This is a genomic window from Enterobacter sp. 01-M-02-SI-ECC (assembly GCF_047530595.1).
Lineage (GTDB): Bacteria > Pseudomonadota > Gammaproteobacteria > Enterobacterales > Enterobacteriaceae > Enterobacter > Enterobacter cloacae_M.
Window position 1 is genome coordinate 1 of sequence record NZ_JBLKCZ010000035.1, and the last position, 26,337, is coordinate 26,337.

General features: G+C 51.1%; 46 protein-coding genes and 1 pseudogene. 40 read left to right on the forward strand and 7 right to left on the reverse strand.

From position 1 onward, the window contains the following. The 3 genes and pseudogenes from tuf to bfr form a co-directional block, all read left to right on the forward strand. Positions 1–201: pseudogene (gene tuf / locus ACMWLG_RS23565) on the forward strand (elongation factor Tu); the annotation flags it as partial. A 179-nt stretch (positions 202–380) separates the two neighbouring features. Beyond that, positions 381–575 carry a bacterioferritin-associated ferredoxin gene (gene bfd, locus ACMWLG_RS23570; RefSeq protein ID WP_008503493.1) on the forward strand — a complete coding sequence of 65 codons (195 nt, stop codon included), beginning with the start codon at positions 381–383 and terminating at the stop codon, positions 573–575. Positions 576–647: 72 nt separating this feature from the next. After that, positions 648–1,124, forward strand: coding sequence for a bacterioferritin (gene bfr, locus ACMWLG_RS23575; protein ID WP_008503492.1), 477 nt, complete (start codon positions 648–650; stop codon positions 1,122–1,124). On the opposite strand, the gene ACMWLG_RS23580 is transcribed toward bfr, so the two are convergent. Then, the gene (locus tag ACMWLG_RS23580) at positions 1,108–1,581 is read right to left on the reverse strand and encodes a prepilin peptidase (RefSeq protein WP_045405331.1); all 474 of its coding nucleotides are present in this window, start codon (positions 1,579–1,581) and stop codon (positions 1,108–1,110) included. The two genes, bfr and ACMWLG_RS23580, sit on opposite strands and share 17 nt — an antisense overlap. Positions 1,582–1,961: 380 nt before the next feature. Between ACMWLG_RS23580 and rpsJ the strand changes: the two genes are divergently transcribed. From rpsJ to ACMWLG_RS23735, 31 genes are all read left to right on the forward strand, one after another. After that, positions 1,962–2,273: a 30S ribosomal protein S10 gene (gene rpsJ, locus ACMWLG_RS23585; RefSeq protein ID WP_001181005.1), complete on the forward strand. Its 312-nt coding sequence runs from the start codon at positions 1,962–1,964 to the stop codon at positions 2,271–2,273. Positions 2,274–2,305: 32 nt separating this feature from the next. Beyond that, positions 2,306–2,935, forward strand: a complete 630-nt coding sequence (gene rplC / locus ACMWLG_RS23590; protein WP_003863274.1) for a 50S ribosomal protein L3 — start codon at positions 2,306–2,308, stop codon at positions 2,933–2,935. Between the two features lie 10 nt (positions 2,936–2,945). Further along, positions 2,946–3,551, forward strand: coding sequence for a 50S ribosomal protein L4 (rplD, locus tag ACMWLG_RS23595; RefSeq protein ID WP_000424395.1), 606 nt, complete (start codon positions 2,946–2,948; stop codon positions 3,549–3,551). Next, complete coding sequence (rplW, locus tag ACMWLG_RS23600) at positions 3,548–3,850, forward strand: 50S ribosomal protein L23 (protein WP_000617546.1); 303 nt, start codon at positions 3,548–3,550, stop codon at positions 3,848–3,850. The genes rplD and rplW overlap by 4 nt, the downstream gene beginning before the upstream one ends. A gap of 17 nt (positions 3,851–3,867) precedes the next feature. Further along, on the forward strand, positions 3,868–4,689 hold the full coding sequence (gene rplB, locus ACMWLG_RS23605) for a 50S ribosomal protein L2 (RefSeq protein ID WP_000301859.1): 822 nt from the start codon (positions 3,868–3,870) through the stop codon (positions 4,687–4,689). A 16-nt stretch (positions 4,690–4,705) separates the two neighbouring features. Then, entirely contained in the window at positions 4,706–4,984 is a 279-nt protein-coding gene (gene rpsS / locus ACMWLG_RS23610; RefSeq protein WP_001138117.1) for a 30S ribosomal protein S19, read from the forward strand. Between the two features lie 14 nt (positions 4,985–4,998). Continuing rightward, entirely contained in the window at positions 4,999–5,331 is a 333-nt protein-coding gene (rplV, locus tag ACMWLG_RS23615; RefSeq protein ID WP_002919773.1) for a 50S ribosomal protein L22, read from the forward strand. Between the two features lie 17 nt (positions 5,332–5,348). After that, positions 5,349–6,050: a 30S ribosomal protein S3 gene (gene rpsC / locus ACMWLG_RS23620; RefSeq protein ID WP_000529945.1), complete on the forward strand. Its 702-nt coding sequence runs from the start codon at positions 5,349–5,351 to the stop codon at positions 6,048–6,050. Positions 6,051–6,062: 12 nt separating this feature from the next. After that, entirely contained in the window at positions 6,063–6,473 is a 411-nt protein-coding gene (gene rplP / locus ACMWLG_RS23625) for a 50S ribosomal protein L16 (protein WP_002919759.1), read from the forward strand. Then, positions 6,473–6,664 carry a 50S ribosomal protein L29 gene (rpmC, locus tag ACMWLG_RS23630; protein WP_003863282.1) on the forward strand — a complete coding sequence of 64 codons (192 nt, stop codon included), beginning with the start codon at positions 6,473–6,475 and terminating at the stop codon, positions 6,662–6,664. Before rplP ends, rpmC begins: the two co-directional genes overlap by 1 nt. Then, positions 6,664–6,918, forward strand: a complete 255-nt coding sequence (gene rpsQ / locus ACMWLG_RS23635; protein ID WP_008503489.1) for a 30S ribosomal protein S17 — start codon at positions 6,664–6,666, stop codon at positions 6,916–6,918. Before rpmC ends, rpsQ begins: the two co-directional genes overlap by 1 nt. Before the next feature lie 166 nt (positions 6,919–7,084). Beyond that, a complete protein-coding gene (rplN, locus tag ACMWLG_RS23640) occupies positions 7,085–7,456 on the forward strand; it encodes a 50S ribosomal protein L14 (protein WP_002919748.1) in 372 nt (123 codons plus the stop codon). Positions 7,457–7,466: 10 nt separating this feature from the next. Continuing rightward, complete coding sequence (rplX, locus tag ACMWLG_RS23645; RefSeq protein WP_003863287.1) at positions 7,467–7,781, forward strand: 50S ribosomal protein L24; 315 nt, start codon at positions 7,467–7,469, stop codon at positions 7,779–7,781. 14 nt (positions 7,782–7,795) lie between these two features. Further along, complete coding sequence (gene rplE / locus ACMWLG_RS23650; RefSeq protein ID WP_001096206.1) at positions 7,796–8,335, forward strand: 50S ribosomal protein L5; 540 nt, start codon at positions 7,796–7,798, stop codon at positions 8,333–8,335. A gap of 14 nt (positions 8,336–8,349) precedes the next feature. Further along, a complete protein-coding gene (gene rpsN, locus ACMWLG_RS23655; protein WP_003863291.1) occupies positions 8,350–8,655 on the forward strand; it encodes a 30S ribosomal protein S14 in 306 nt (101 codons plus the stop codon). Positions 8,656–8,685: 30 nt separating this feature from the next. Then, entirely contained in the window at positions 8,686–9,078 is a 393-nt protein-coding gene (rpsH, locus tag ACMWLG_RS23660; RefSeq protein ID WP_006178918.1) for a 30S ribosomal protein S8, read from the forward strand. Between the two features lie 12 nt (positions 9,079–9,090). Further along, the gene (rplF, locus tag ACMWLG_RS23665; protein ID WP_003863296.1) at positions 9,091–9,624 is read left to right on the forward strand and encodes a 50S ribosomal protein L6; all 534 of its coding nucleotides are present in this window, start codon (positions 9,091–9,093) and stop codon (positions 9,622–9,624) included. A gap of 9 nt (positions 9,625–9,633) precedes the next feature. Continuing rightward, positions 9,634–9,987: a 50S ribosomal protein L18 gene (rplR, locus tag ACMWLG_RS23670; RefSeq protein WP_003863297.1), complete on the forward strand. Its 354-nt coding sequence runs from the start codon at positions 9,634–9,636 to the stop codon at positions 9,985–9,987. 14 nt (positions 9,988–10,001) lie between these two features. Beyond that, a complete protein-coding gene (gene rpsE, locus ACMWLG_RS23675; protein WP_003863299.1) occupies positions 10,002–10,502 on the forward strand; it encodes a 30S ribosomal protein S5 in 501 nt (166 codons plus the stop codon). Between the two features lie 6 nt (positions 10,503–10,508). After that, positions 10,509–10,688: a 50S ribosomal protein L30 gene (gene rpmD / locus ACMWLG_RS23680; protein WP_003863301.1), complete on the forward strand. Its 180-nt coding sequence runs from the start codon at positions 10,509–10,511 to the stop codon at positions 10,686–10,688. A 3-nt stretch (positions 10,689–10,691) separates the two neighbouring features. Continuing rightward, positions 10,692–11,126, forward strand: a complete 435-nt coding sequence (gene rplO / locus ACMWLG_RS23685; RefSeq protein WP_003863304.1) for a 50S ribosomal protein L15 — start codon at positions 10,692–10,694, stop codon at positions 11,124–11,126. Between the two features lie 7 nt (positions 11,127–11,133). Beyond that, positions 11,134–12,465: a preprotein translocase subunit SecY gene (gene secY / locus ACMWLG_RS23690; RefSeq protein ID WP_045405329.1), complete on the forward strand. Its 1,332-nt coding sequence runs from the start codon at positions 11,134–11,136 to the stop codon at positions 12,463–12,465. Between the two features lie 31 nt (positions 12,466–12,496). Next, positions 12,497–12,613: a 50S ribosomal protein L36 gene (rpmJ, locus tag ACMWLG_RS23695; protein WP_000868187.1), complete on the forward strand. Its 117-nt coding sequence runs from the start codon at positions 12,497–12,499 to the stop codon at positions 12,611–12,613. 146 nt (positions 12,614–12,759) lie between these two features. Further along, positions 12,760–13,116, forward strand: a complete 357-nt coding sequence (gene rpsM / locus ACMWLG_RS23700) for a 30S ribosomal protein S13 (RefSeq protein ID WP_003863308.1) — start codon at positions 12,760–12,762, stop codon at positions 13,114–13,116. Between the two features lie 16 nt (positions 13,117–13,132). Next, the gene (rpsK, locus tag ACMWLG_RS23705) at positions 13,133–13,522 is read left to right on the forward strand and encodes a 30S ribosomal protein S11 (RefSeq protein ID WP_003863312.1); all 390 of its coding nucleotides are present in this window, start codon (positions 13,133–13,135) and stop codon (positions 13,520–13,522) included. 33 nt (positions 13,523–13,555) lie between these two features. Continuing rightward, positions 13,556–14,176 (forward strand): 30S ribosomal protein S4, encoded by a 621-nt coding sequence (rpsD, locus tag ACMWLG_RS23710; RefSeq protein ID WP_004868345.1) that lies wholly within the window; start codon positions 13,556–13,558, stop codon positions 14,174–14,176. Positions 14,177–14,201: 25 nt separating this feature from the next. Then, the gene (locus ACMWLG_RS23715) at positions 14,202–15,191 is read left to right on the forward strand and encodes a DNA-directed RNA polymerase subunit alpha (RefSeq protein ID WP_002919219.1); all 990 of its coding nucleotides are present in this window, start codon (positions 14,202–14,204) and stop codon (positions 15,189–15,191) included. A gap of 40 nt (positions 15,192–15,231) precedes the next feature. Next, positions 15,232–15,615: a 50S ribosomal protein L17 gene (gene rplQ / locus ACMWLG_RS23720; protein WP_001216368.1), complete on the forward strand. Its 384-nt coding sequence runs from the start codon at positions 15,232–15,234 to the stop codon at positions 15,613–15,615. Positions 15,616–15,722: 107 nt separating this feature from the next. Next, complete coding sequence (locus ACMWLG_RS23725) at positions 15,723–16,091, forward strand: DUF1992 domain-containing protein (RefSeq protein ID WP_045405327.1); 369 nt, start codon at positions 15,723–15,725, stop codon at positions 16,089–16,091. 2 nt (positions 16,092–16,093) lie between these two features. After that, complete coding sequence (zntR, locus tag ACMWLG_RS23730; RefSeq protein ID WP_029740638.1) at positions 16,094–16,519, forward strand: Zn(2+)-responsive transcriptional regulator; 426 nt, start codon at positions 16,094–16,096, stop codon at positions 16,517–16,519. 56 nt (positions 16,520–16,575) lie between these two features. After that, positions 16,576–16,791 (forward strand): alternative ribosome-rescue factor A, encoded by a 216-nt coding sequence (locus ACMWLG_RS23735; RefSeq protein WP_023309450.1) that lies wholly within the window; start codon positions 16,576–16,578, stop codon positions 16,789–16,791. On the opposite strand, the gene mscL is transcribed toward ACMWLG_RS23735, so the two are convergent. From mscL to def, 5 genes are all read right to left on the reverse strand, one after another. Continuing rightward, the gene (gene mscL / locus ACMWLG_RS23740; RefSeq protein ID WP_023309449.1) at positions 16,792–17,202 is read right to left on the reverse strand and encodes a large-conductance mechanosensitive channel protein MscL; all 411 of its coding nucleotides are present in this window, start codon (positions 17,200–17,202) and stop codon (positions 16,792–16,794) included. It abuts the gene before it with no gap. Positions 17,203–17,348: 146 nt separating this feature from the next. After that, positions 17,349–18,725 carry a Trk system potassium transporter TrkA gene (trkA, locus tag ACMWLG_RS23745; protein ID WP_008503482.1) on the reverse strand — a complete coding sequence of 459 codons (1,377 nt, stop codon included), beginning with the start codon at positions 18,723–18,725 and terminating at the stop codon, positions 17,349–17,351. A gap of 22 nt (positions 18,726–18,747) precedes the next feature. Further along, positions 18,748–20,034: a 16S rRNA (cytosine(967)-C(5))-methyltransferase RsmB gene (gene rsmB, locus ACMWLG_RS23750; protein ID WP_045405334.1), complete on the reverse strand. Its 1,287-nt coding sequence runs from the start codon at positions 20,032–20,034 to the stop codon at positions 18,748–18,750. 52 nt (positions 20,035–20,086) lie between these two features. Beyond that, positions 20,087–21,034 carry a methionyl-tRNA formyltransferase gene (fmt, locus tag ACMWLG_RS23755; RefSeq protein ID WP_023333663.1) on the reverse strand — a complete coding sequence of 316 codons (948 nt, stop codon included), beginning with the start codon at positions 21,032–21,034 and terminating at the stop codon, positions 20,087–20,089. Between the two features lie 25 nt (positions 21,035–21,059). Further along, a complete protein-coding gene (def, locus tag ACMWLG_RS23760; protein ID WP_006812188.1) occupies positions 21,060–21,569 on the reverse strand; it encodes a peptide deformylase in 510 nt (169 codons plus the stop codon). Positions 21,570–21,696: 127 nt separating this feature from the next. Between def and dprA the strand changes: the two genes are divergently transcribed. Genes dprA through ACMWLG_RS23790 form a run of 6 tightly spaced genes read left to right on the forward strand, consistent with a single transcriptional unit; the run spans position 21,697 to position 25,480 of the window. Continuing rightward, positions 21,697–22,821, forward strand: coding sequence for a DNA-protecting protein DprA (gene dprA, locus ACMWLG_RS23765; RefSeq protein ID WP_045357957.1), 1,125 nt, complete (start codon positions 21,697–21,699; stop codon positions 22,819–22,821). Beyond that, a complete protein-coding gene (smg, locus tag ACMWLG_RS23770; protein WP_008503477.1) occupies positions 22,793–23,266 on the forward strand; it encodes a DUF494 family protein Smg in 474 nt (157 codons plus the stop codon). Before dprA ends, smg begins: the two co-directional genes overlap by 29 nt. A gap of 26 nt (positions 23,267–23,292) precedes the next feature. Further along, a complete protein-coding gene (locus ACMWLG_RS23775; protein WP_045405325.1) occupies positions 23,293–23,847 on the forward strand; it encodes a type I DNA topoisomerase in 555 nt (184 codons plus the stop codon). Further along, complete coding sequence (gene tsaC, locus ACMWLG_RS23780; RefSeq protein ID WP_045619581.1) at positions 23,840–24,412, forward strand: L-threonylcarbamoyladenylate synthase type 1 TsaC; 573 nt, start codon at positions 23,840–23,842, stop codon at positions 24,410–24,412. Before ACMWLG_RS23775 ends, tsaC begins: the two co-directional genes overlap by 8 nt. A gap of 4 nt (positions 24,413–24,416) precedes the next feature. After that, entirely contained in the window at positions 24,417–25,235 is an 819-nt protein-coding gene (aroE, locus tag ACMWLG_RS23785) for a shikimate dehydrogenase (RefSeq protein ID WP_045405321.1), read from the forward strand. Continuing rightward, the gene (locus ACMWLG_RS23790) at positions 25,232–25,480 is read left to right on the forward strand and encodes a DUF1488 domain-containing protein (RefSeq protein WP_045405320.1); all 249 of its coding nucleotides are present in this window, start codon (positions 25,232–25,234) and stop codon (positions 25,478–25,480) included. Before aroE ends, ACMWLG_RS23790 begins: the two co-directional genes overlap by 4 nt. Here the strand turns inward: ACMWLG_RS23790 and ACMWLG_RS23795 are convergent. Beyond that, positions 25,456–26,010 carry a gamma carbonic anhydrase family protein gene (locus ACMWLG_RS23795; RefSeq protein WP_045405318.1) on the reverse strand — a complete coding sequence of 185 codons (555 nt, stop codon included), beginning with the start codon at positions 26,008–26,010 and terminating at the stop codon, positions 25,456–25,458. The two genes, ACMWLG_RS23790 and ACMWLG_RS23795, sit on opposite strands and share 25 nt — an antisense overlap. Between the last annotated feature and the right edge of the window lie 327 nt (positions 26,011–26,337).

The following is a 26,337-nucleotide window of genomic DNA, read 5'->3' on the forward strand; positions in this document are numbered from 1 at the left end:
CCACAGTTCTACTTCCGTACAACTGACGTGACCGGTACCATCGAACTGCCAGAAGGCGTTGAGATGGTAATGCCAGGCGACAACATCAAGATGGTTGTGACTCTGATCCACCCAATCGCGATGGATGACGGTCTGCGTTTCGCAATCCGTGAAGGCGGCCGTACCGTTGGCGCGGGCGTTGTTGCTAAAGTTCTGGGCTAATTAATTATCCCCGAATAAAAAAAGGACGCTTCGGCGTCCTTTTTTGTTTTCTGCTGCTCAGGCATTGTCACAAAATTACGCATTTTTTGCCTGCTCCCGCCCTGTATTGTGGCGTTTGTGCTATTGTAATCATAACCATTCTCACTTACACTTTGCGCATAATTTGAACGGGAGTCTCTATGTACGTTTGTTTATGTAATGGTGTAAGCGACAAGAAAATACGTCAGGCCGTTCGTCAGTTTCAGCCTCAGTCATTTCAGCAGCTACGCAAATTTGTTCCAGTGGGAAATCAATGCGGTAAATGTGTACGTGCTGCGCGAGAGATCATGCAGGACGAATTGATGCAGATCCCGGAATACAAAGAGATCGCGTAAGCGCCCATCTTTTTTTTGACATCCCTGTAGCCCGATCTACGCTTCAATGAGTGGAAGCGGAGGGACTATATAATGAAAGGTGATGTTAAAATCATAAGTTATCTCAATAAATTATTGGGAAATGAGCTTGTCGCAATTAACCAGTACTTTCTTCACGCGAGAATGTTCAAAAACTGGGGGCTTAAACGTCTGAACGACGTTGAGTACCATGAATCGATCGATGAAATGAAGCACGCTGATAAATATATCGAGCGTATTTTATTCCTTGAAGGCATTCCAAACCTGCAGGATCTCGGAAAGCTGGGCATCGGAGAAGATGTCGAAGAGATGCTGCGTTCCGACCTCAGGCTGGAACTTGAAGGTGCCAAAGATCTCCGTGAAGCCATTGCCTATGCCGACAGCGTACATGACTACGTCAGTCGCGATATGATGATTCAGATCCTGGCCGATGAAGAAGGTCATATTGACTGGCTGGAAACGGAGCTGGATCTGATTGCTAAAATCGGTCTGCAGAACTACCTTCAGTCGCAGATTAAAGTGGAAGAGTAACCACCGTCTTCCAGCCTACGCATAAACCCGCTGCTGCCAGAAATGGCCCAAAAGGCAGTGGGTTTTTTAATGCTCCCTTATCGCCGGTGAGTAACGAAAACACAAGAATGCTAAGTAGAGCCATAAGCGCAGCGAGTAACGCCAGCGTAGGCACTATGCACCAGCCATGCCACGCACCAAGCGCCGCCAGGTATTTTACATCGCCGTATCCCATCCCTTCACGCCGGCAGATAAACCGATATCCCCAGTAAATAACGGCAAAGCCGACATATCCAGCCATCGCACCCACCACTGCACTTGGCAGAAAATCAGGTTGGACACAGAGCTGGAAGAGCAGGCCCGCCCATAGCAGCGGGCAGAGAAATTTATCGGGAAGCAGTCCGTAGCGAATATCCGCATGTACAAGAAAGGCAGTCAGCGAAAAATAGATCAGCAAAAAGAGGAGGGTGGTTAACATGGCAAAGGCCTCAAAGGGGTTTGAGCGCATCCTCGCTATAATCGGCCTGGTCGGCAATCTATAAAAACGACACTTGCGTAGGGGCTCGAGACAAAGCCTTGAGAAGGGATACATTGCGTAAAAAGTTGCGCGCCCTTACCCATACTGCGCCTCTGGCGCTTAATTTCTAAACGGCACTTGCGTCTTGTCCAGATTTACGTATAATGCGCGGGCTTGTCGTAATTGACGGCGGGTTCAATCAGAACCAGAGTAGCTCATTTTGTTACTCAACAATGCTCCCAATTGGGGAGCTACGTAAGAACGGTTACACTCTCCCATCAATCGTAATGGGTTTGAGGAGTAATCATTTTCGTTTATAAAATAATTGGAGCTCTGGTCTCATGCAGAACCAAAGAATCCGTATCCGCCTTAAAGCGTTTGATCATCGTCTGATCGATCAATCAACCGCGGAAATCGTCGAGACTGCTAAGCGCACTGGTGCGCAAGTCCGTGGTCCGATCCCGCTGCCGACCCGCAAAGAGCGCTTCACCGTTCTGATCTCTCCGCACGTCAACAAAGACGCGCGCGATCAGTACGAAATCCGCACTCACAAGCGTCTGGTTGACATCGTTGAGCCAACTGAGAAAACCGTTGATGCTCTGATGCGTCTGGATCTGGCTGCCGGTGTAGACGTGCAGATCAGCCTGGGTTAATCAGGTCATCGAGCGATTGAGAGGTTGAAACAATGATTGGTTTAGTCGGTAAAAAAGTGGGTATGACCCGCATCTTCACTGAAGATGGCGTTTCTATCCCAGTAACCGTAATCGAAGTTGAAGCAAACCGCGTTACTCAGGTTAAAGATCTGGCTAACGATGGCTACCGCGCTATTCAGGTTACCACTGGTGCTAAAAAAGCTAACCGTGTAACCAAACCAGAAGCGGGTCACTTCGCTAAAGCTGGCGTAGAAGCTGGCCGTGGTCTGTGGGAATTCCGTCTTGCTGAAGGCGAAGAGTTCACCGTAGGTCAGGACATTAGCGTTGAGCTGTTTGCTGACGTTAAAAAAGTTGACGTAACCGGTACCTCTAAAGGTAAAGGTTTTGCTGGTACCGTTAAGCGCTGGAACTTCCGTACCCAGGACGCTACCCACGGTAACTCCTTGTCTCACCGCGTTCCGGGTTCTATCGGTCAGAACCAGACTCCGGGCAAAGTGTTCAAAGGCAAGAAAATGGCAGGTCAGCTGGGTAACGAACGTGTAACCGTTCAGAGCCTGGACGTAGTACGTGTTGACGCTGAGCGCAACCTGCTGCTGGTTAAAGGTGCAGTTCCGGGTGCAACCGGTAGCGACCTGATCGTTAAACCAGCTGTGAAGGCGTAAGGGGATAGCAATGGAATTAGTATTGAAAGACGCGCAGAGCGCGCTGACTGTTTCCGAAACTACCTTCGGTCGTGATTTCAACGAAGCGCTGGTTCACCAGGTTGTTGTTGCTTATGCAGCTGGTGCTCGTCAGGGTACTCGTGCTCAGAAGACTCGTGCTGAAGTAACTGGTTCTGGCAAAAAGCCATGGCGCCAGAAAGGTACCGGCCGTGCGCGTTCAGGTTCTATCAAGAGCCCGATCTGGCGTTCAGGTGGCGTGACCTTCGCTGCGCGTCCACAGGACCACAGTCAAAAAGTTAACAAAAAGATGTACCGCGGCGCGCTGAAAAGCATCCTGTCCGAACTGGTACGTCAGGATCGTCTGATCGTTGTCGAGAAGTTCTCTGTTGAAGCGCCTAAAACTAAGCTGCTGGCACAGAAACTGAAAGACATGGCTCTGGAAGATGTGCTGATCATCACCGGTGAGCTGGACGAGAACCTGTTCCTGGCCGCACGTAACCTGCACAAGGTTGACGTACGCGATGCGACTGGTATCGACCCGGTTAGCCTGATCGCCTTCGACAAAGTCGTAATGACTGCTGATGCTGTTAAGCAAGTTGAGGAGATGCTGGCATGATTCGTGAAGAACGTCTGCTGAAGGTGCTTCGCGCACCGCACGTTTCTGAAAAAGCGTCTACTGCGATGGAAAAAACAAACACCATCGTTCTCAAAGTTGCTAAAGACGCGACCAAAGCAGAGATCAAAGCTGCTGTGCAGAAACTGTTTGAAGTCGAAGTCGAAGTCGTTAACACCCTGGTAGTTAAAGGGAAAGTTAAACGTCACGGACAGCGTATCGGTCGTCGTAGCGACTGGAAAAAAGCTTACGTCACCCTTAAAGAAGGCCAGAACCTGGACTTCGTTGGCGGCGCTGAGTAAGTCGGAGGAGTAATACAATGGCAGTTGTTAAATGTAAACCGACATCTCCGGGTCGTCGCCACGTAGTTAAAGTGGTTAACCCTGAGCTGCACAAGGGCAAACCTTTTGCTCCGTTGCTGGAAAAAAACAGCAAATCCGGTGGTCGTAACAACAATGGCCGTATCACCACTCGTCACATCGGTGGTGGCCACAAGCAGGCTTATCGTATTGTTGACTTCAAACGCAACAAAGACGGTATCCCAGCAGTTGTTGAACGTCTTGAGTACGATCCGAACCGTTCCGCGAACATCGCGCTGGTTCTGTACAAAGACGGCGAACGCCGTTACATCCTGGCCCCTAAAGGCCTGAAAGCTGGCGACCAGATTCAGTCTGGCGTTGATGCTGCAATCAAAGCAGGCAACACCCTGCCGATGCGCAATATCCCGGTTGGTTCTACCGTTCATAACGTAGAAATGAAACCAGGTAAAGGCGGTCAGCTGGCACGTTCCGCTGGTACTTACGTTCAGATCGTTGCTCGTGATGGTGCTTATGTCACCCTGCGTCTGCGTTCTGGTGAAATGCGTAAAGTCGAAGCAGACTGCCGCGCTACTCTGGGCGAAGTTGGCAATGCTGAGCATATGCTGCGCGTTCTGGGTAAAGCAGGTGCTGCACGCTGGCGTGGTGTTCGTCCTACCGTTCGCGGTACTGCGATGAACCCAGTCGACCACCCACATGGTGGTGGTGAAGGTCGTAACTTTGGTAAGCACCCGGTAACTCCGTGGGGCGTTCAGACCAAAGGTAAGAAGACCCGCAGCAACAAGCGTACTGATAAATTTATCGTACGTCGCCGTAGCAAATAATTTTAGAGGATAAGCCATGCCACGTTCTCTCAAGAAAGGTCCTTTTATTGACCTGCACTTGCTGAAGAAGGTAGAGAAAGCGGTGGAAAGCGGAGACAAGAAGCCCCTGCGCACTTGGTCCCGTCGTTCAACGATCTTTCCTAACATGATCGGTTTGACCATCGCTGTCCATAATGGTCGTCAGCACGTTCCAGTCTTTGTTACCGACGAAATGGTTGGTCACAAACTGGGTGAATTCGCACCGACTCGTACTTATCGCGGCCACGCTGCTGATAAAAAAGCGAAGAAGAAATAAGGTAGGAGGAAGAGATGGAAACTTTAGCTCAACATCGCCATGCTCGTTCTTCTGCTCAGAAGGTTCGCCTTGTTGCTGACCTGATTCGCGGTAAGAAAGTGTCGCAGGCCCTGGACATCCTGACCTATACCAACAAGAAAGCTGCGGTATTGGTCAAGAAAGTACTGGAATCTGCCATTGCTAACGCTGAACACAACGATGGCGCTGACATCGACGATCTGAAAGTCGCGAAAATTTTCGTAGATGAAGGCCCAAGCATGAAGCGCATTATGCCGCGTGCGAAAGGTCGTGCAGATCGCATCCTGAAGCGCACCAGCCACATTACTGTGGTTGTGTCCGATCGCTGAGACTCTGGAGACTAGCAATGGGTCAGAAAGTACATCCTAATGGTATTCGCCTGGGTATTGTAAAACCATGGAACTCTACCTGGTTTGCGAACACCAAAGAATTCGCTGACAACCTGGACAGCGATTTTAAAGTACGTCAGTACCTGACTAAGGAACTGGCTAAAGCGTCTGTATCTCGTATCGTTATCGAGCGTCCAGCGAAGAGCATCCGTGTGACTATTCACACTGCTCGTCCTGGCATCGTTATCGGTAAGAAAGGCGAAGACGTAGAAAAACTGCGCAAGGTCGTAGCGGATATCGCTGGCGTTCCTGCACAGATCAATATCGCTGAAGTTCGTAAGCCTGAACTGGACGCTAAATTGGTTGCTGACAGCATCACTTCACAGCTGGAACGTCGTGTTATGTTCCGTCGTGCTATGAAGCGTGCTGTACAGAACGCAATGCGTCTGGGCGCTAAAGGTATCAAAGTTGAAGTTAGCGGCCGTCTGGGCGGCGCGGAAATCGCACGTACCGAATGGTACCGCGAAGGTCGCGTACCGCTGCACACTCTGCGTGCTGACATCGACTACAACACCTCTGAAGCGCACACCACTTACGGTGTAATCGGCGTTAAGGTATGGATCTTCAAAGGTGAGATCCTGGGTGGTATGGCTGCTGTTGAACAACCGGAAAAACCGGCTGCTCAACCTAAAAAGCAGCAGCGTAAAGGCCGTAAATAAGGAGCGTCGCTGATGTTACAACCAAAGCGTACAAAATTCCGTAAAGTGCACAAAGGCCGCAACCGTGGTCTGGCGCAGGGTACGGATGTTAGCTTCGGCACTTTCGGTCTGAAAGCTGTTGGCCGTGGTCGTCTGACTGCACGTCAGATCGAAGCAGCACGTCGTGCAATGACCCGTGCAGTTAAGCGTCAAGGTAAGATCTGGATCCGTGTATTCCCGGACAAACCGATCACCGAGAAGCCACTGGAAGTTCGTATGGGTAAAGGTAAAGGTAACGTGGAGTACTGGGTTGCCTTGATCCAACCGGGCAAAGTCCTTTATGAAATGGACGGTGTTCCGGAAGAGCTGGCCCGTGAAGCCTTCGGCCTGGCAGCAGCGAAACTGCCTATCAAAACCACCTTTGTAACTAAGACGGTGATGTAATGAAAGCAAAAGAGCTGCGTGAAAAAAGCGTTGAAGAGCTGAACGCTGAGCTGCTGAACCTGCTGCGTGAGCAGTTCAACCTGCGTATGCAGGCTGCAAGTGGCCAGCTGCAACAGACTCACCTGCTGAAGCAAGTGCGTCGCAATGTTGCACGCGTTAAGACTTTACTGACTCAGAAGGCGGGTGCGTAATGACCGATAAAATCCGTACTCTGCAAGGTCGTGTTGTTAGCGACAAAATGGAGAAATCCATTGTTGTAGCTATCGAACGTATTGTGAAACACCCGATCTACGGTAAATTCATCAAGCGTACGACCAAACTGCACGTACATGACGAGAACAACGAATGTGGTATCGGCGACAAGGTTGAAATCCGTGAATGCCGTCCACTGTCCAAGACTAAGTCCTGGACGCTGGTTCGCGTTGTAGAGAAAGCGGTTCTGTAATACAGTACGCCTTCTCAATACGAATAAACGGCTCAGCGATGAGCCGTTTATTTTTTCTACCCATATTGCAGAAGCGGTGTTATAATGCCGCGCCCTCGATATGGGGCTTTTTAACGGCTCTGATTTTAGAGTCTCAGGTAGTAGTTGACATTAGCGGAGCACTAAAATGATCCAAGAACAGACTATGCTGAACGTCGCCGACAACTCCGGTGCACGTCGCGTAATGTGTATCAAGGTTCTGGGTGGCTCGCACCGTCGCTACGCAGGCGTAGGCGACATCATCAAGATCACCATCAAGGAAGCAATTCCACGTGGTAAGGTCAAAAAAGGTGATGTGCTGAAGGCGGTAGTGGTGCGCACCAAGAAGGGTGTTCGTCGCCCTGACGGTTCTGTCATTCGCTTCGATGGTAATGCATGCGTTATTTTAAACAATAACAGCGAGCAGCCTATCGGCACGCGTATCTTTGGGCCGGTAACTCGTGAACTTCGTACTGAGAAGTTCATGAAAATTATCTCTCTGGCACCAGAAGTACTCTAAGGAGCGAATCATGGCAGCGAAAATCCGTCGTGATGACGAAGTTATCGTGTTAACCGGTAAAGATAAAGGTAAACGCGGTAAAGTAAAAAATGTTCTGTCTTCCGGCAAACTTGTCGTTGAAGGTATCAACCTGGTTAAGAAACATCAGAAGCCGGTTCCGGCCCTGAACCAACCAGGTGGCATCGTTGAAAAAGAAGCTGCTATTCAGGTTTCTAACGTTGCAATCTTCAATGCGGCTACCGGCAAGGCTGACCGTGTAGGCTTTAGATTCGAAGACGGCAAAAAAGTCCGTTTCTTCAAGTCTAACAGCGAAACTATCAAGTAATTTGGAGTAGTACGATGGCGAAACTGCATGATTACTACAAAGACGAAGTAGTTAACAAACTCATGACTGAGTTTAACTACAATTCTGTCATGCAAGTCCCTCGGGTCGAGAAGATCACCCTGAACATGGGTGTTGGTGAAGCGATCGCTGACAAGAAACTGCTGGATAACGCAGCAGCTGACCTGACAGCAATCTCCGGTCAAAAACCGCTGATCACCAAAGCACGCAAATCTGTTGCAGGCTTCAAAATCCGTCAGGGCTATCCGATCGGCTGTAAAGTAACTCTGCGTGGCGAACGCATGTGGGAGTTCTTTGAGCGCCTGATCACTATTGCTGTTCCACGTATCCGTGACTTCCGTGGCTTGTCCGCTAAGTCTTTCGACGGTCGTGGTAACTACAGCATGGGTGTCCGTGAGCAGATCATCTTCCCAGAAATCGACTACGATAAAGTCGACCGCGTGCGTGGTTTGGATATTACCATTACCACTACTGCGAAATCTGACGAAGAAGGCCGTGCTCTGCTGGCTGCCTTTGACTTCCCGTTCCGCAAGTAAGGTAGGGTTACTGAATGGCTAAGCAATCAATGAAAGCACGCGAAGTAAAGCGCGTAGCTTTAGCTGATAAATTCTTCGCTAAACGCGCTGAACTGAAAGCGATCATTTCTGATGTGAACGCTTCCGACGAAGATCGTTGGAATGCGGTTCTCAAGCTGCAGTCTCTGCCGCGTGATTCCAGCCCGTCTCGTCAGCGTAACCGCTGTCGTCAAACAGGTCGTCCACATGGTTATGTGGGCAAGTTTGGGTTGAGCCGTATCAAACTGCGTGAAGCCGCTATGCGCGGTGAAGTGCCAGGCTTGAAAAAGGCTAGCTGGTAATTACCAATTGAATCACGGGAGTAAAGACAGATGAGCATGCAAGATCCGATCGCGGATATGCTGACCCGTATCCGTAACGGTCAGGCCGCGAACAAAGTTGCGGTCACCATGCCTTCCGCCAAGCTGAAAGTGGCAATTGCCAACGTGCTGAAGGAAGAAGGTTTTATCGAAGATTTTAAAGTTGAAGGCGACACCAAGCCGGAACTGGAACTTACTCTTAAGTATTTCCAGGGTAAAGCTGTTGTAGAAAGCATTCAGCGTGTCAGCCGCCCAGGTCTGCGCATCTATAAGAAAAAAGATGAGCTGCCAAAAGTTATGGCTGGTCTTGGTATCGCAGTTGTTTCTACCTCTAAAGGTGTTATGACTGATCGTGCAGCGCGCCAGGCTGGTCTTGGTGGCGAAATTATCTGCTACGTAGCCTAATCGGAGGAAAGAATGTCTCGTGTTGCTAAAGCACCGGTCGTTATTCCTGCCGGCGTTGATGTAAAAATCGACGGTCAGGTTATTACGATCAAAGGTAAAAACGGCGAGCTGACTCGTACCCTCAACAAAGCTGTTGAAGTTAAACATGCAGATAACGCTCTGACCTTCGGTCCACGTGATGGTTTCGTGGATGGATGGGCTCAGGCTGGTACCGCGCGTGCCCTGCTGAACTCAATGGTTGTTGGTGTTACCGAAGGCTTCACTAAAAAGCTTCAGCTGGTTGGTGTAGGTTATCGTGCAGCTATCAAAGGGAATGCAGTAGGCCTGTCTCTGGGCTTCTCACACCCTGTTGAGCATCCGCTGCCGGCCGGTATCACTGCAGAATGTCCGACTCAAACTGAAATCGTGCTGAAAGGCGCTGATAAACAGCTGATCGGTCAGGTTGCAGCAGATCTGCGCGCCTACCGTCGTCCTGAGCCTTACAAAGGCAAGGGTGTTCGTTACGCCGACGAAGTCGTGCGTACCAAAGAGGCTAAGAAGAAGTAAGGTAACACTATGGATAAGAAATCTGCTCGTATCCGTCGTGCGACCCGCGCACGCCGCAAGCTCAAAGAGCTGGGTGCAACTCGCCTGGTGGTACATCGTACCCCGCGTCATATTTACGCACAGGTAATTGCACCGAACGGTTCTGAAGTTCTGGTAGCTGCTTCTACTGTAGAAAAAGCTATCTCAGAACAATTGAAGTACACCGGTAACAAAGACGCCGCTGCAGCTGTAGGTAAAGCTGTTGCTGAACGCGCTCTGGAAAAAGGCATCAGCAATGTTTCCTTTGACCGTTCCGGGTTCCAATATCATGGTCGTGTCCAGGCACTGGCAGATGCTGCCCGTGAAGCTGGCCTTCAGTTCTAAGGTAGAGGTGTAAGATGGCTCACATCGAAAAACAGGCTGGCGAACTGCAGGAAAAGCTGATCGCGGTAAACCGCGTATCTAAAACCGTTAAAGGTGGTCGTATTTTCTCCTTCACAGCTCTGACTGTAGTAGGCGATGGTAACGGTCGCGTTGGTTTTGGTTACGGTAAAGCGCGTGAAGTTCCAGCAGCGATCCAGAAAGCGATGGAAAAAGCCCGTCGCAATATGATTAACGTCGCGCTGAACAACGGCACCCTGCAGCACCCAGTTAAAGGTGTTCACACGGGTTCTCGTGTATTCATGCAGCCAGCTTCAGAAGGTACCGGTATCATCGCCGGTGGTGCAATGCGCGCCGTTCTGGAAGTTGCTGGGGTTCATAACGTTCTGGCCAAAGCATATGGTTCCACTAACCCGATCAACGTGGTTCGTGCAACTATTGATGGCCTGGAAAATATGAATTCTCCAGAAATGGTCGCTGCCAAGCGTGGTAAATCCGTTGAAGAAATTCTGGGGTAATTGACCATGGCAAAGACTATTAAAATCACTCAAACCCGCAGTGCAATCGGTCGTCTGCCGAAACACAAGGCAACGCTGCTTGGCCTGGGTCTGCGTCGTATTGGTCATACCGTTGAGCGCGAGGATACTCCTGCTGTTCGTGGTATGGTCAACGCGGTTTACTTCATGGTTAAAGTTGAGGAGTAAGAGATGCGTTTAAATACTCTGTCTCCGGCCGAAGGCTCTAAAAAGGCGGGTAAACGCCTGGGTCGTGGTATCGGTTCTGGCCTCGGCAAAACCGGTGGTCGTGGTCACAAAGGTCAGAACTCTCGTTCTGGCGGTGGCGTGCGTCGCGGTTTCGAGGGTGGCCAGATGCCACTGTACCGTCGTCTGCCGAAGTTCGGCTTCACTTCTCGCAAAGCAGCGATCACAGCGGAAATCCGTCTGTCTGACCTGGCGAAAGTTGAAGGCGGCGTTGTAGACCTGAACACGCTGAAAGCAGCAAACATTATCGGTATCCAGATCGAGTTCGCGAAAGTGATCCTGGCTGGTGAAGTTTCTACTCCGGTAACTGTTCGTGGCCTGCGTGTTACTAAAGGTGCTCGTGCTGCTATCGAAGCTGCTGGCGGTAAAATTGAGGAATAAGTAGCAGATGGCTAAGCAACCGGGATTAGATTTTCAAAGTGCCAAAGGTGGATTTGGCGAGCTGAAACGCAGACTGCTGTTTGTTATCGGCGCGCTGATTGTGTTCCGTATTGGCTCTTTTATTCCGATCCCTGGTATCGATGCCGCTGTACTTGCCAAACTGCTTGAGCAACAGCGAGGCACCATCATTGAAATGTTCAACATGTTCTCTGGTGGTGCTCTCAGCCGTGCTTCTATCTTCGCATTGGGTATTATGCCGTACATTTCGGCATCAATTATTATCCAGCTGCTGACGGTCGTTCATCCGACCCTGGCAGAGTTGAAGAAAGAAGGGGAGTCTGGACGTCGTAAGATTAGTCAGTACACCCGTTACGGTACTCTGGTGCTGGCAATATTCCAGTCGATCGGTATTGCTACCGGTTTGCCGAATATGCCTGGTATGCAGGGCCTGGTGTTAAACCCGGGCTTTGCATTCTACTTCACCGCTGTTGTAAGTCTGGTCACAGGGACTATGTTCCTGATGTGGCTCGGCGAACAGATTACTGAGCGTGGTATCGGTAACGGTATCTCTATCATTATCTTCGCCGGTATTGTTGCGGGCCTCCCGCCAGCCATCGCCCATACTATCGAGCAAGCGCGTCAAGGCGACCTGCACTTCCTCCTGTTGCTGTTGGTTGCAGTATTAGTATTTGCAGTGACGTTCTTTGTTGTCTTCGTTGAACGTGGTCAACGCCGCATTGTGGTGAACTACGCTAAACGTCAGCAGGGTCGTCGTGTCTATGCTGCACAGAGCACACATTTACCGCTGAAAGTGAACATGGCGGGGGTTATCCCGGCTATCTTCGCTTCCAGTATTATTCTGTTCCCGGCGACCATCGCGTCATGGTTCGGGGGCGGTACTGGTTGGAACTGGCTGACAACAATTTCGCTGTATTTGCAGCCTGGGCAACCACTTTATGTGTTACTCTATGCGTCTGCGATCATCTTCTTCTGTTTCTTCTACACGGCGTTGGTCTTCAACCCGCGTGAAACAGCAGATAACCTGAAGAAGTCCGGTGCATTTGTACCAGGAATTCGTCCGGGAGAGCAAACGGCGAAGTATATCGATAAAGTAATGACTCGTCTGACTTTGGTTGGTGCGCTTTATATTACTTTTATCTGCCTGATCCCGGAGTTCATGCGTGATGCAATGAAAGTACCGTTCTACTTCGGTGGGACCTCACTGCTTATCGTTGTTGTCGTGATAATGGACTTTATGGCTCAAGTGCAAACTCTGATGATGTCCAGTCAGTACGAGTCTGCATTGAAGAAGGCGAACCTGAAAGGCTACGGCCGCTAAATGGTCGCCTGAGAAGTTACGGAGAGTAAAAATGAAAGTTCGTGCTTCCGTCAAGAAATTATGCCGTAACTGCAAAATCGTTAAGCGTGATGGTGTCATCCGTGTGATTTGCAGTGCCGAGCCGAAGCATAAACAGCGCCAAGGCTGATTATTTCGCATATTTTTCTTGCAAAGTTGGGTTGAGCTGGCTAGATTAGCCAGCCAATCTTTTGTATGTCTGTACGTTTCCATTTGAGTATCCTGAAAACGGGCTTTTCAGCATGGTGCGTACATATTAAATAGTAGGAGTGCATAGTGGCCCGTATAGCAGGCATTAACATTCCTGATCAGAAACATGCTGTGATCGCATTAACTTCGATCTACGGCGTCGGCAAGACCCGTTCTAAAGCCATTCTGGCTGCAGCGGGTATCGCTGAAGATGTTAAGATCAGTGAGCTGTCTGAAGAACAAATCGACACGCTGCGTGACGAAGTTGCCAAATTTGTCGTTGAAGGTGATCTGCGCCGTGAAATCAGCATGAGCATCAAGCGCCTGATGGATCTTGGTTGCTATCGCGGTTTGCGTCATCGTCGTGGTCTGCCAGTGCGCGGTCAGCGTACTAAGACCAACGCACGTACCCGTAAGGGTCCGCGCAAACCGATCAAGAAATAATCGGGGTGATTGAATAATGGCAAAGGCACCAGTTCGTGCACGTAAACGTGTAAGAAAACAAGTCTCTGACGGCGTGGCTCATATCCATGCTTCTTTCAACAACACCATCGTTACTATTACTGATCGTCAGGGTAACGCATTGGGTTGGGCAACAGCCGGTGGTTCCGGTTTCCGTGGTTCTCGCAAATCCACTCCGTTCGCAGCTCAGGTTGCAGCAGAGCGTTGCGCAGAAGCCGTAAAAGAATACGGCATCAAGAATCTGGAAGTTATGGTTAAAGGTCCGGGTCCGGGTCGTGAATCTACTGTTCGCGCTCTGAACGCCGCTGGTTTCCGCATCACGAATATTACTGATGTGACTCCGATCCCTCATAACGGTTGTCGTCCGCCGAAAAAACGTCGCGTATAACGCTCCGTTTTTTAGGTTAGTTGGAGATAGAAAATGGCAAGATATTTGGGTCCTAAGCTCAAGCTGAGCCGTCGTGAGGGCACCGACTTATTCCTTAAGTCTGGCGTTCGCGCGATCGATACCAAGTGTAAAATTGAACAAGCTCCTGGCCAGCACGGTGCGCGTAAACCGCGTCTGTCTGACTATGGTGTGCAGTTGCGTGAAAAGCAAAAAGTTCGCCGTATGTACGGTGTGCTGGAGCGTCAGTTCCGTAACTACTATAAAGAAGCAGCACGTCTGAAAGGCAACACAGGTGAAAACCTGCTGGCTCTGCTGGAAGGTCGTCTGGACAACGTTGTATACCGTATGGGCTTCGGCGCTACTCGTGCTGAATCACGTCAGCTGGTTAGCCACAAAGCAATCATGGTAAACGGTCGTGTTGTTAACATCGCTTCTTATCAGGTTAAAGCGAATGACGTTGTTAGCATTCGTGAGAAAGCGAAAAAGCAATCTCGCGTGAAGGCCGCTCTGGAGCTGGCTGAGCAGCGTGAAAAGCCAACCTGGCTGGAAGTTGATGCTGGCAAGATGGAAGGTACGTTCAAGCGTCAGCCAGAACGTTCTGATCTGTCTGCGGACATTAACGAACACCTGATCGTCGAGCTTTACTCCAAGTAAAGCTTAGTACCAAAGAGAGGACACAATGCAGGGTTCTGTGACAGAGTTTCTAAAACCGCGCCTGGTAGATATCGAGCAAGTGAGTTCGACGCACGCCAAGGTGACCCTTGAGCCTTTAGAGCGTGGCTTTGGCCATACTCTGGGTAACGCACTGCGCCGTATTCTGCTCTCATCGATGCCGGGTTGCGCGGTGACCGAGGTTGAGATTGATGGTGTACTTCATGAGTACAGCACCAAAGAAGGCGTTCAGGAAGATATCCTTGAAATCCTGCTCAACCTGAAAGGGCTGGCGGTGAGAGTTCAGGGTAAAGATGAAGTTATTCTTACTCTGAATAAATCTGGCATTGGCCCTGTGACTGCAGCCGACATCACCCATGACGGTGATGTTGAAATCGTCAAGCCGCAGCACGTGATCTGCCACCTGACCGATGAGAACGCAGCTATTAGCATGCGTATCAAAGTTCAGCGCGGTCGTGGTTATGTGCCGGCTTCTGCCCGAATTCATTCGGAAGAAGATGAGCGCCCAATCGGCCGTCTGCTGGTCGACGCATGCTATAGCCCTGTAGAGCGTATTGCCTACAATGTTGAAGCAGCGCGTGTAGAACAGCGTACCGACCTGGACAAGCTGGTCATCGAAATGGAAACCAACGGCACAATCGATCCTGAAGAGGCGATTCGTCGTGCGGCAACCATCCTGGCAGAACAACTGGAAGCTTTCGTTGACTTACGTGATGTACGTCAGCCGGAAGTGAAAGAAGAGAAACCAGAATTCGATCCGATCCTGCTGCGCCCTGTTGACGATCTCGAGTTGACTGTCCGCTCTGCTAACTGCCTCAAGGCAGAAGCTATCCACTATATCGGTGATCTGGTACAGCGTACCGAGGTTGAGTTGCTGAAAACGCCGAACCTGGGTAAAAAATCTCTTACTGAGATTAAAGACGTGCTGGCTTCACGTGGTCTGTCTCTGGGCATGCGCCTGGAAAACTGGCCACCGGCAAGCATTGCTGACGAGTAACCGGATCACAGGTTAAGGTTTTACTGAGAAGGATAAGGTCATGCGCCATCGTAAGAGTGGTCGTCAACTGAACCGCAACAGCAGCCATCGCCAGGCTATGTTCCGCAACATGGCAGGTTCACTGGTTCGTCATGAGATCATCAAGACGACCCTGCCTAAAGCGAAAGAGCTGCGTCGCGTAGTTGAGCCGCTGATTACTCTTGCCAAGACTGACAGCGTTGCTAATCGTCGTCTGGCATTCGCCCGTACTCGTGATAACGAGATCGTGGCAAAACTGTTTAACGAACTGGGCCCGCGTTTCGCGAGCCGTGCCGGTGGTTACACTCGCATTCTGAAGTGTGGTTTCCGTGCAGGCGACAACGCGCCGATGGCTTACATCGAGCTGGTTGATCGTTCAGAGAAAGCAGAAGCTGCTGCAGAGTAATCTGCAGTAACGTAAAAAAACCCGCTCCGGCGGGTTTTTTTATATCCGCGATACCACCACTTCTCTAAAATGTCTGTATCAATTCTGTTCAATCCCTGGAGCTGGTAATGTGGTTGCTCGACCAGTGGGCAGAACGCCATATTCGCGATGCCCAAAAAAAAGGTGAATTCGACGATCTCCCGGGAAGCGGCGAACCCCTTGCGCTTGACGATGATTCGCACATCGCGCCTGAACTTCGGGCTGGATACCGTTTGCTGAAAAATGCGGGCTGTCTCCCCCCGGAGCTTGAACAGCGCAGAGAAGCTGTTGAACTGGCCGATCTTCTCAAAGAGATCCGCCATGACGATCCACGACATTCTGAACTTAGCCGCCGTCTCGCCCTGCTTGAACTCAAGCTGCGCCAGGTTGGGATGAACACTAATTTTCTTCACGGTGAATACGGTGAAAGATTGATGCAGAAAATAAGCGAGGAGTAGTTATGTACCGCATCGGTGAACTTGCGAAGCTTGCGAACGTTACGCCGGATACCATCCGATATTACGAAAAGCAGCAGATGATCGATCATGAAGTACGTACTGAAGGAGGCTTTCGCCTTTATACCGATAACGATCTGCAGCGCCTGCGGTTTATTCGTTATGCGCGTCAGCTCGGTTTCACGCTGGATTCGATCCGCGAGTTATTATCGATCCGCATCGATCCGGAACATCACACCTGCCAGGAATCTAAAAGCATCGTGCAGGCCCGGCTGGATGAAGTCGAAGCGCGTATACAGGAACTGCAAACCATGCAGCGCTCTCTGCAAAGGCTGAATGATGCCTGCTGCGGTACGGCACACAGCAGCATTTATTGTTCAATCCTCGAAGCCCTTGAACAGGGAGCGAGTGGAGAAACGCAGGGCTGTTGATTTTTAGTTCAACCGGGTTAGACTCCCGTCGTCATAAACCCTGCTCTGGAGACATTATGAGCCGCTATCAGCACACGAAAGGACAAATTAAGGACAATGCCATTGAGGCGTTACTTCACGACCCGTTATTCAGGCAGCGCGTTGAGAAGAATAAAAAAGGGAAAGGAAGTTATCTGCGTAAAGACAAACATGAAAAACGGGGTAACTGGGAGGCCAGTGGCAAGCAAGCGAATCGCTTATTTACCACTGGCCTTCCTGCTTTTATCTATTGATTAGACGCGGTTATTCTGCTCTTTTAACAGATCGCGGATCTCACTTAACAGCACTTCTTCTTTCGTTGGCGCAGGTGCTGCAGCCGGCTCTTCTTTTTTACGGTTGAGCCTGTTGATCAGCTTGATAGCCATAAATATGGCAAATGCGACAATCACAAAATCAAATACGTTCTGAATAAATACGCCGTAGTGCATTACTACTGCCGGAACATCACCCTGCGCTTCACGCAGCGTGAAAGCGAACTGTTTGAAATCAATGCCGCCGATTAACAACCCTAAAGGTGGCATGATAATGTCGGCCACTAATGATGAAACAATCTTGCCGAATGCCGCACCAATAATGACACCCACTGCCAAATCCACCACGTTCCCGCGCATCGCAAATTCGCGAAATTCTTTAATAAAACTCATTGTTCTCTCCTTGTGCCAGCTGACGAGTTTAAGTTTAACAAATCATTAGCCAATTGCCATTCGGGATAATTAAACATTATGAAAAACAAAAGGCACAGAAATGAAAAGGATAAAGTAAGGGTGCTCTTTCTCGAGCACCCAATTCTTTAAAGGAAGAATGGACTTGGCTGGAATAAACGTTCGACGTCGGTAATAAACTTTTTATCGGTAAGGAACATAATAACGTGATCGCCTTGCTCAATTCGTAAATTATCATTGGCAATCATGACATCATTCCCGCGCACAACGGCGCCGATAATCGTGCCTGGCGGCAGTTTAATTTCGTCGATCGAACGGCCGACGACGCGCGACGTCGTTTCATCTCCATGAGCAACGGCTTCAATGGCTTCCGCTACGCCACGGCGGAGCGATGACACACCGACAATATCCGCTTTACGAACATGGCTCAGGAGAGCGGAAATTGTCGCCTGCTGAGGGGAAATGGCAATATCAATAACGCTGCCCTGAACCAGATCGACATACGCCTTGCGCTGAATAAGCACCATGACTTTTTTAGCCCCCATGCGCTTCGCGAGCATGGCGGACATTATATTCGCCTCGTCGTCGTTGGTGACGGCAATAAAGAGATCAACTTGATCAATATGCTCTTCAGCCAGCAACTCCTGATCAGACGCATCACCATAAAATACAATCGTATTTTGAAGTTTTTCCGCCAGTTCAGCAGCACGCTGTTGATCGCGCTCGATCAACTTCACGCTGTAATCTTTTTCCAGCCGATGTGCCAGGCCGGCACCAATATTGCCGCCGCCGACCAGCATAATGCGTTTATAGGGTTTTTCGAGGCGCTGAAGTTCACTCATCACCGCACGAATATGCTGTGAGGCCGCAATAAAGAAGACCTCATCACCGGCTTCGACAATCGTGGAGCCTTGCGGGCGAATTGGCCTGTCGTGACGGAAAATCGCTGCAACGCGCGTATCGATATGCGGCATGTGCTCGCGCATGGTGGAAAGCGCATTACCGATCAATGGTCCGCCATAATAGGCCTTAACCACTGCCAGGCTCACTTTGCCCTCGGCAAAGTTCACCACCTGCAGGGCACCCGGATATTCGATCAGGCGATAGATATTGTCGATAACCAGCTGTTCTGGCGCGATGAGGTGGTCAATGGGAACCGCTTCGGAATTAAACAGTTTTTCAGCATCGCGAACATAGTCCGGAGAGCGAATACGCGCAATTCGGTTTGGCGTGTTGAAAAGCGAGTATGCCACCTGACAGGCCACCATATTGGTTTCGTCAGAACTGGTTACCGCAACCAGCATGTCGGCATCGTCGGCGCCCGCCTCACGAAGAACACGTGGGTGCGAACCATGACCCTGCACCACGCGCAGGTCAAACTTGTCCTGCAAGACGCGCAGACGATCGCCGTTGGTATCAACAATTGTGATGTCGTTGTTTTCGCCAACCAGGTTTTCCGCCAGCGTTCCGCCCACCTGTCCTGCACCCAGAATGATAATCTTCATATCTCGTGACCTGTTCTCAACATCACTCTTTGATTAGCTTAGCGTAAAAGAAGCCATCGCCCTCTTCAGCACCCGGCAGGTTCTGCAGACCCGGGGATTCAGGCGTTCCCGTATCGCGCAGCGCGGCGTCCGGCGTACGTTTAAGGAAGGCCGCGATTTGCTGGCTGTTTTCTTCCGGCAGTACGGAGCAGGTCGCATAGACCAGCGTTCCGCCAGATTTAAGATGCGGCCAAATGGCGTCGAGAATGTCGGATTGCAGTTGGGCAAGTTCCTGAATATCACGATCGCGGCGTAGCCACTTGATGTCCGGATGACGACGAATAACACCGGTTGCAGAGCAGGGGGCATCCAGCAAAATGCGATCGAATTGCGTTTCACCACACCACTCTGCGGGTTTGCGTCCATCGCCCTGCTTAACCTGAGCCTTCATGCCCAGACGCTTAAGGTTGTCGTAGACGCGTGAGAGACGCTGTTCATCGACGTCCACTGCCATCACGCTGGCCTGCGGAGCCACTTCCAGAATATGCGTCGTTTTGCCCCCAGGTGCGGCGCAAAGATCGAGGATCTGCTCACCATTTTTGGGTTCAAGCCAGGTCATGCAACCCTGCGCCGAGGCATCCTGTACGGTAACCCAGCCCTCATCAAAACCGGGTAATGCATGTACCGGTGCCGGTGAGGCCAGACGTACAGCATCCGGATAGGCTTGATGCGGGAATCCACTCATTCCAGCTTCTTCAAGCAATGCCAGCCATGCGGCTCGGGTGTGGTGATTCCGGTTCACGCGTAACCACATTGGCGGGCGCTGGTTGTTGGCCTCGGTAATATCCAGCCACTCCTGTGGATAGGCTTTTTTCAGGCGCTTCAACAGCCAGTCCGGGTGCAGGAAACGTGCTTCGCTTTGGGCAAATTCAGCCAGAAGCTCTTCCTGCTGTCTCTGGAACTGACGAAGTACGCCGTTGATCAGGCCTTTCAGCTGAGGGCGTTTAATCGCAACGGCGCCTTCCACCGTCTCAGCCAGCGCGGCATGAGGTGGGATGCGGGTATGAAGAAGCTGATAAAAGCCCACCATAATCAAATAGTGTACGGTGCGCTGCTTGCCTGTCATTGGGCGTGACATCAGCTTATTAATCAGCCACTCAAGCTGAGAGAGTGTGCGCAGGACGCCAAAGCAGAGCTCCTGAAGCAGGGCTTTATCTTTATCAGAAACTTTTTGCTGCAGGGGAGGCAGGACGTTACTCAATGACTGGCCCTGCTCGATAACCTGCTCGACGGCCTGGGCCGCCATACTGCGTAGATTTTGTTTTTTCATAACCGTAAAAATAAAAATGCCCGGAAACACCGGGCCTTAAGGATAAATTTGCTCAGGCAAGACGATTGCCCGGAATAAACCATTCGCGGCGGGAATTTAACAGATCCTGAGCGCTCATGGCCTTCTTGCCGGCCGGTTGTAGCGATTCAAGATTCAGGATCCCTTGCGCAGTCGCCACCTGGATCCCGTTCTTGTTGGCGTCAACAATCGTGCCGGGTTCAGCCGTGGTAGTACCGCTAATGACGGAGGCTTTCCAGACTTTCACTGGCTGCTCATCAATTTCCATCCAGCTCATCGGCCACGGATTAAAGGCGCGAATGCAGCGTTCAAGCTGCGCGGCTGACAGGGACCAGTCGATCCGCGCTTCTTCTTTGCTCAGTTTTTCGGCATAAGTCACCAGAGCGTCATCCTGAACTTCCGGTTTCGCCGTATTGTCAGCAAGCTGCTGGAGCGTCTCGATAAGCCCTTGTGGGCCAAGGTCTGCCAGTTTGTCATACAGCGTAGCGCTGGTATCGTCTGACGTTATGGGGCACGCCAGTTTATACAGCATATCGCCGGTGTCTAAACCTACGTCCATCTTCATGATGGTAACGCCCGTTTCGGCATCGCCTGCCCACAGCGAGCGCTGGATAGGTGCAGCACCACGCCAGCGCGGGAGCAGAGACCCATGCACGTTGATGCACCCCAGGCGAGGCATATCGAGCACAGCTTTCGGCAAAATTAAACCGTAAGCCACCACCACCATTACGTCGGCATTCAGGTCAGCAACCAGCTGCTGATTTTCCTGTGGGCGCAACGATGCGGGCTGAAAAACGGGTAGCCCATGCTCTTCTGCCAGCACCTTTACCGGGCTCGGCATCAGTTTTTTGCCGCGACCAGCAGGACGGTCCGGCTGGGTAAAGACGCCAACAACCTGGTGACCAGACGATAACAGCGCGTCAAGATGACGCGCTGCAAAATCAGGGGTTCCCGCGAAGATAATACGTAGTGTTTTAGACACGATGATCCTTGTATCCGGGGGGACGCTATGCGCGAGAACGCAAACGATCCAGTTTCTCTACTTTTTGACGAATACGCTGCTGTTTCAGCGGCGAGAGATAATCGATAAACAGTTTACCGACCAGGTGATCCATCTCATGCTGAATACAAATTGCCAGCAGGTCGTCTGCTTCCAGTTCGAACGGGTTACCGTCACGATCCAGAGCGCGAATTTTCACCTTTTCGGCACGCGGTACTAAAGCGCGCTGCTCAGGAATGGACAGACAGCCTTCCTCAATACCGGTTTCGCCACTCTTTTCGAGTAGCTCAGGGTTGATCAGCACCAGACGCTCATCGCGATTTTCGGAAACATCAATCACGATAATACGCTTATGAATGTCCACCTGGGTCGCCGCCAGGCCAATGCCTTCTTCGGCGTACATGGTATCGAACATATCATCAACGATACGCTGGATTTCTGCATTCACTTCTTTGACCGGTTCAGCGACGATGCGAAGGCGCTCGTCCGGAATATGTAACACTTGCAAAACTGCCATAAATTTCCAGAGTCGTGTTCAGGAGTTGATAAGAATACTCTCTCTATTCTAGACAAATCCCCCATCGATTGACAGCATCAGTGACCAATCGCAATGATTGCGGAGGCCGCTTATGGCAGGGGAAAGGATGACGTCTACCGAAATATGGCTACGGCTAATACACACAGGGTCGCTGTGTGGTGATGTAATGCTGGAAGCGGCTGCGCGACTGCAGAAGCAGGAACACCTCAACGTGCTCGTGGCCAGAAACGCCGGGCTGACAGCAAAGCAGGTTGAACGCTTCTTTGCACTCGATGAGAGCGAGCTGGAACGTAGCCTTATGTGGCTTGAGCAGCCGGGACATCATTTATTAACGGCCAACCATCCCCTTTATCCTCCTTTGCTCCGCACGATTCCTGATTATCCCGGGGCGTTATTCATAAAAGGTAATCCTGAGGCGCTTAATACGGTTCAGCTGGCGGTGGTAGGCAGTCGTGCGCCGTCATGGTACGGCGAGCGATGGGGGAAAATCCTGTGCGAACAACTGTCGCAAAGCGGTTTCACGATCACCAGCGGGCTGGCCTGCGGTATTGACGGCGTAGCCCACAGCGCGGCGCTTTCAGTTAAGGGACGAAGCGTAGCGGTGCTGGGGAACGGTCTTTTTAGCATTTATCCACGCCGGCATCAGGCACTGGCGATGCGGCTTATCGAATCTGACGGCGCTATAGTGTCTGAGTTTCCGCTTTCCGCACAGCCCAGGCCGGCAAACTTTCCGCGTCGTAATCGGATTATCAGCGGGCTTAGCAAAGGCGTGCTGGTGGTTGAAGCGGCGCGCCGAAGCGGTTCGCTGGTCACGGCGCGATGCGCGCTCGAACAGGGGAGAGAAGTCTTCGCCTTGCCTGGTCCGATAGGTAATCCCGGATGCGAGGGGCCCCACTGGCTGATTAAGCAAGGGGCAACGCCGGTAACAGAAGTAGGAGATATTCTTGAAAATTTGCAATATGGGTTGCAATGGCTGCAGGAAGATCCCGAAAAGCGACAATATTCATCAGATCAGGGAAAGGTGGCATTGCCATTTCCCAAGCTCCTGGCTAACGTAGGAGATGAGGTAACACCTGTTGACGTTGTCGCTGAACGTGCCGGCCAACCTGTGCCAGTAACGGTAGCACAGCTACTCGAACTGGAGTTAGCAGGGTGGATCGCAGCTGTACCCGGCGGCTATGTCCGATTAAGGAGGGCATGCCATGTTCGACGTACTGATGTATTTGTTTGAGACTTACATCCATAACGAAGCAGAAATGCGAGTGGATCAGGACAAATTGACACAGGATCTTACCGATGCGGGGTTTGAGCGGGAAGATATCTATAATGCGTTGATGTGGCTGGAAAAACTGGCTGATTATCAGGAAGGCCTCGCCGAACCGATGCAGCTTGCTTCTGACCCATTGTCAGTACGCATTTATACCGCGGAAGAGTGTGAAAGGCTGGACGCCAGCTGCCGGGGGTTCATCTTATTCCTTGAGCAGATTCAGGTGTTGAACCTCGAAACGAGAGAAATGGTGATAGAGCGCGTCATGGCGCTGGATACAGCAGAATTTGAACTGGAAGATCTCAAGTGGGTGATCCTGATGGTTCTGTTTAATATCCCGGGCTGTGAAAACGCCTATCAGCAAATGGAAGAATTACTCTTTGAAGTGAATGAAGGTATGCTGCACTAATTCAATGTGCAGCACCAAGAGTTGTTATGGCCAAATCAGCACTATTCACGGTGCATAAAAACGAGCCCTGCCCGCAGTGCGGGGCTGAACTTGTTATTCGGGCCGGGAAACACGGCCCGTTTCTCGGTTGTTCACACTATCCGGAATGTGATTATGTCCGTCCCCTGAAAAGCCAGGCGGATGGACATATCGTTAAAATTCTGGAGGGTCAGTATTGCCCACTCTGCGGTGGTGAATTAGCCCTGCGGCAGGGGCGTTTCGGCATGTTTATTGGATGTAGCCGCTACCCGGAATGTGAGCATACGGAACAAATCGATAAGCCTGATGAAACGGCAATTGCGTGCCCACAGTGTCAGCGCGGTCAGTTGGTACAGCGCCGCTCCCGTTATGGTAAGACTTTCCATTCGTGCGATCGCTACCCTGAATGCCAGTTCGTTATCAATTTTAAACCGGTAGCGGGAACCTGCCCTCATTGCAATTATCCGCTACTTATAGAGAAGAAAACCGCGCAAGGCATGAAACGCTTCTGCGCCAGTAAACAATGTGGAAAGCCGGTTACGGCGGATCAAAATAGTGAATAATAACCTGCCATCAGGCTCCATTGCGCATGCTGTGGACGTACTGAAAAAAGAAGAAGTTATCGCCTATCCAACTGAAGCTGTTTTTGGAGTCGGTTGCGATCCTGACAGCAAGACGGCCGTGAGCCGACTGCTTGCCTTAAAACAAAGACCCGTCGAGAAAGGGCTGATTTTGATCGCTGCGAATTACGAGCAGCTTAAACCCTATATCGATGACTCCATGCTGACGCCGGCGCAGCGCGAGACTATCTTCTCCGCGTGGCCTGGCCCGGTGACCTTCGTTTTCCCGGCGCAGCCGACAACGCCTCGCTGGTTAACCGGACGTTTTGATTCCCTCGCCGTTCGCGTAACTGACCATCCGCTGGTGGTTGAGCTGTGTCTGGCATTTGGTAAACCGCTGGTCTCAACCAGCGCCAACTTGACCGGATTGCCACCTTGCCGGACAACCGAAGAAGTACTGGCGCAGTTCGGGAATGACTTCCCTGTCGCTGTCGGTGAAACGGGAGGGCGCCTGAATCCGTCTGAAATTCGCGATGCTTTGACCGGCGAACGTTTTCGCCAGGGGTAATCTCATGGAAACCTATGCTGTTTTTGGTAATCCGATCGCACATAGCAAGTCACCTTTGATCCATCAGCAATTTGCGAAGCAGCTGCAGATAAATCATCCCTATGGTCGCGTACTGGCACCGGTGGATGCATTTATTCCAACGCTGGAGGCTTTTTTCGCCGCGGGCGGTAAAGGCGCGAATGTGACGGTTCCTTTTAAAGAGGAAGCCTTCGAACGAGCGGATGAGCTCACCGAGCGCGCTTCACTGGCTGGTGCAGTCAATACCCTAAAACGGCTTGAGGATGGGCGCCTTTTGGGTGACAACACCGACGGGATTGGTTTACTTAGCGACCTGGAACGACTGTCGTTTATTAATCCCGGGTTTCGGGTCCTGCTGATTGGTGCGGGTGGCGCATCGCGGGGAGTGCTGTTGCCTCTGCTTTCACTGGACTGCGCGGTGACCATTACCAACAGAACCTTTTCCCGCGCAGAAGCGCTGGCGGCGTTGTTTGCCCATACCGGCAGCGTGAGCGCGGTAGCGCTTGACGATCTTGCCGATCGTGAGTTCGATCTTGTCATCAACGCCACGTCCAGCGGCATTAATGGCGAGATCCCGGCAATTCCCGCTTCTCTGGTCAGCGCGCATATGTACTTCTATGACATGTTTTATCAGAAAGGGAAGACGCCTTTCCTTAACTGGTGCGAACAACACGGCGCGAAACAGTTAGCCGATGGGCTGGGAATGCTGGTGGGTCAGGCCGCGCATGCGGTGCTGCTCTGGCATGGCGTGTTGCCTGCGGTTGAACCTGTCATTGAAAAGTTAAAGCAGGAGCTGTCGGCGTGAACCAGGCTATTCATTTCCCGGACAGAGAGAACTGGGATGAGAGTAAACAAGCGGTCTGTTTTCCGGTGCTGGTGCAGGGGATGCAACTGACCTGTGCCATTCATGGGGAAACGCTGTTGCGTCGTTTTGGCGGCTCAGACCCGATAGCGATATTTTGCGAAAATCGCTGGGATCTGGAAGAGGAAGCCAGCGATTTAATCCGCGAACAGCAGGAAGACGATCAAGGCTGGGTTTGGCTGTCCTGATCCAAATAGTCATTCTTCCAGTTAACGTAGTTGTTCGCCGAGTATTTTAACCCTTCGATCTCTGCCTCCTTCAGGGGGCGGATCTGTTTTACCGGGCTTCCCAGATAGAGATAGCCACTCTCCAGCCGTTTGTTCTGCGGGACCAGGCTACCAGCACCAATCATTACGTCATCTTCTACTATGACGCCATCCAGCAAAATCGACCCCATGCCAACAAGTACGCGATTTCCGATAGTGCAGCCGTGAAGCATCACTTTATGGCCGACGGTAACCTCTTGTCCAATGATGAGGGGATTGCCCTCCGGGTTATAGGAGGATTTGTGCGTGACATGCAGAACGCTACCGTCCTGAATATTGGTACGGGCGCCAATCGACACATAGTTAACATCTCCCCTGATGGCGACGAGCGGCCAGATGCTGACGTCATCGGCCATTCGGACATCGCCAATCACCACGCTGCTGGCATCGATCATCACGCGATCGCCTTTTTGGGGGAACCGATCTTTATAAGGACGTAATACTGCGGGCATATCTACCTCTAACAATGAGCGCTATACAGAAGACTTTGATCATATTTTGGGATCGAGGCAAGGCAAAATACGTCAATATTTAAGCAGATCGGGCGGGATTTCAGCGAAAAGCGCGGAAAATCAGCAGTCGGAAAAAAAGATCTAAAAAATACTTGTGCTAAAAAATGGGATCCCTATAATGCGCCTCCATCGACACGGCGGATGTGAATCACTTCACAAACAGCCCGGTCGGTTGAAGAGAAAAAATCCTGAAATAACGGGTTGACTCTGAAAGAGGAAAGCGTAATATACGCCACCTCGCAACGGTGAGCGAAAGCCGCGTTGCAC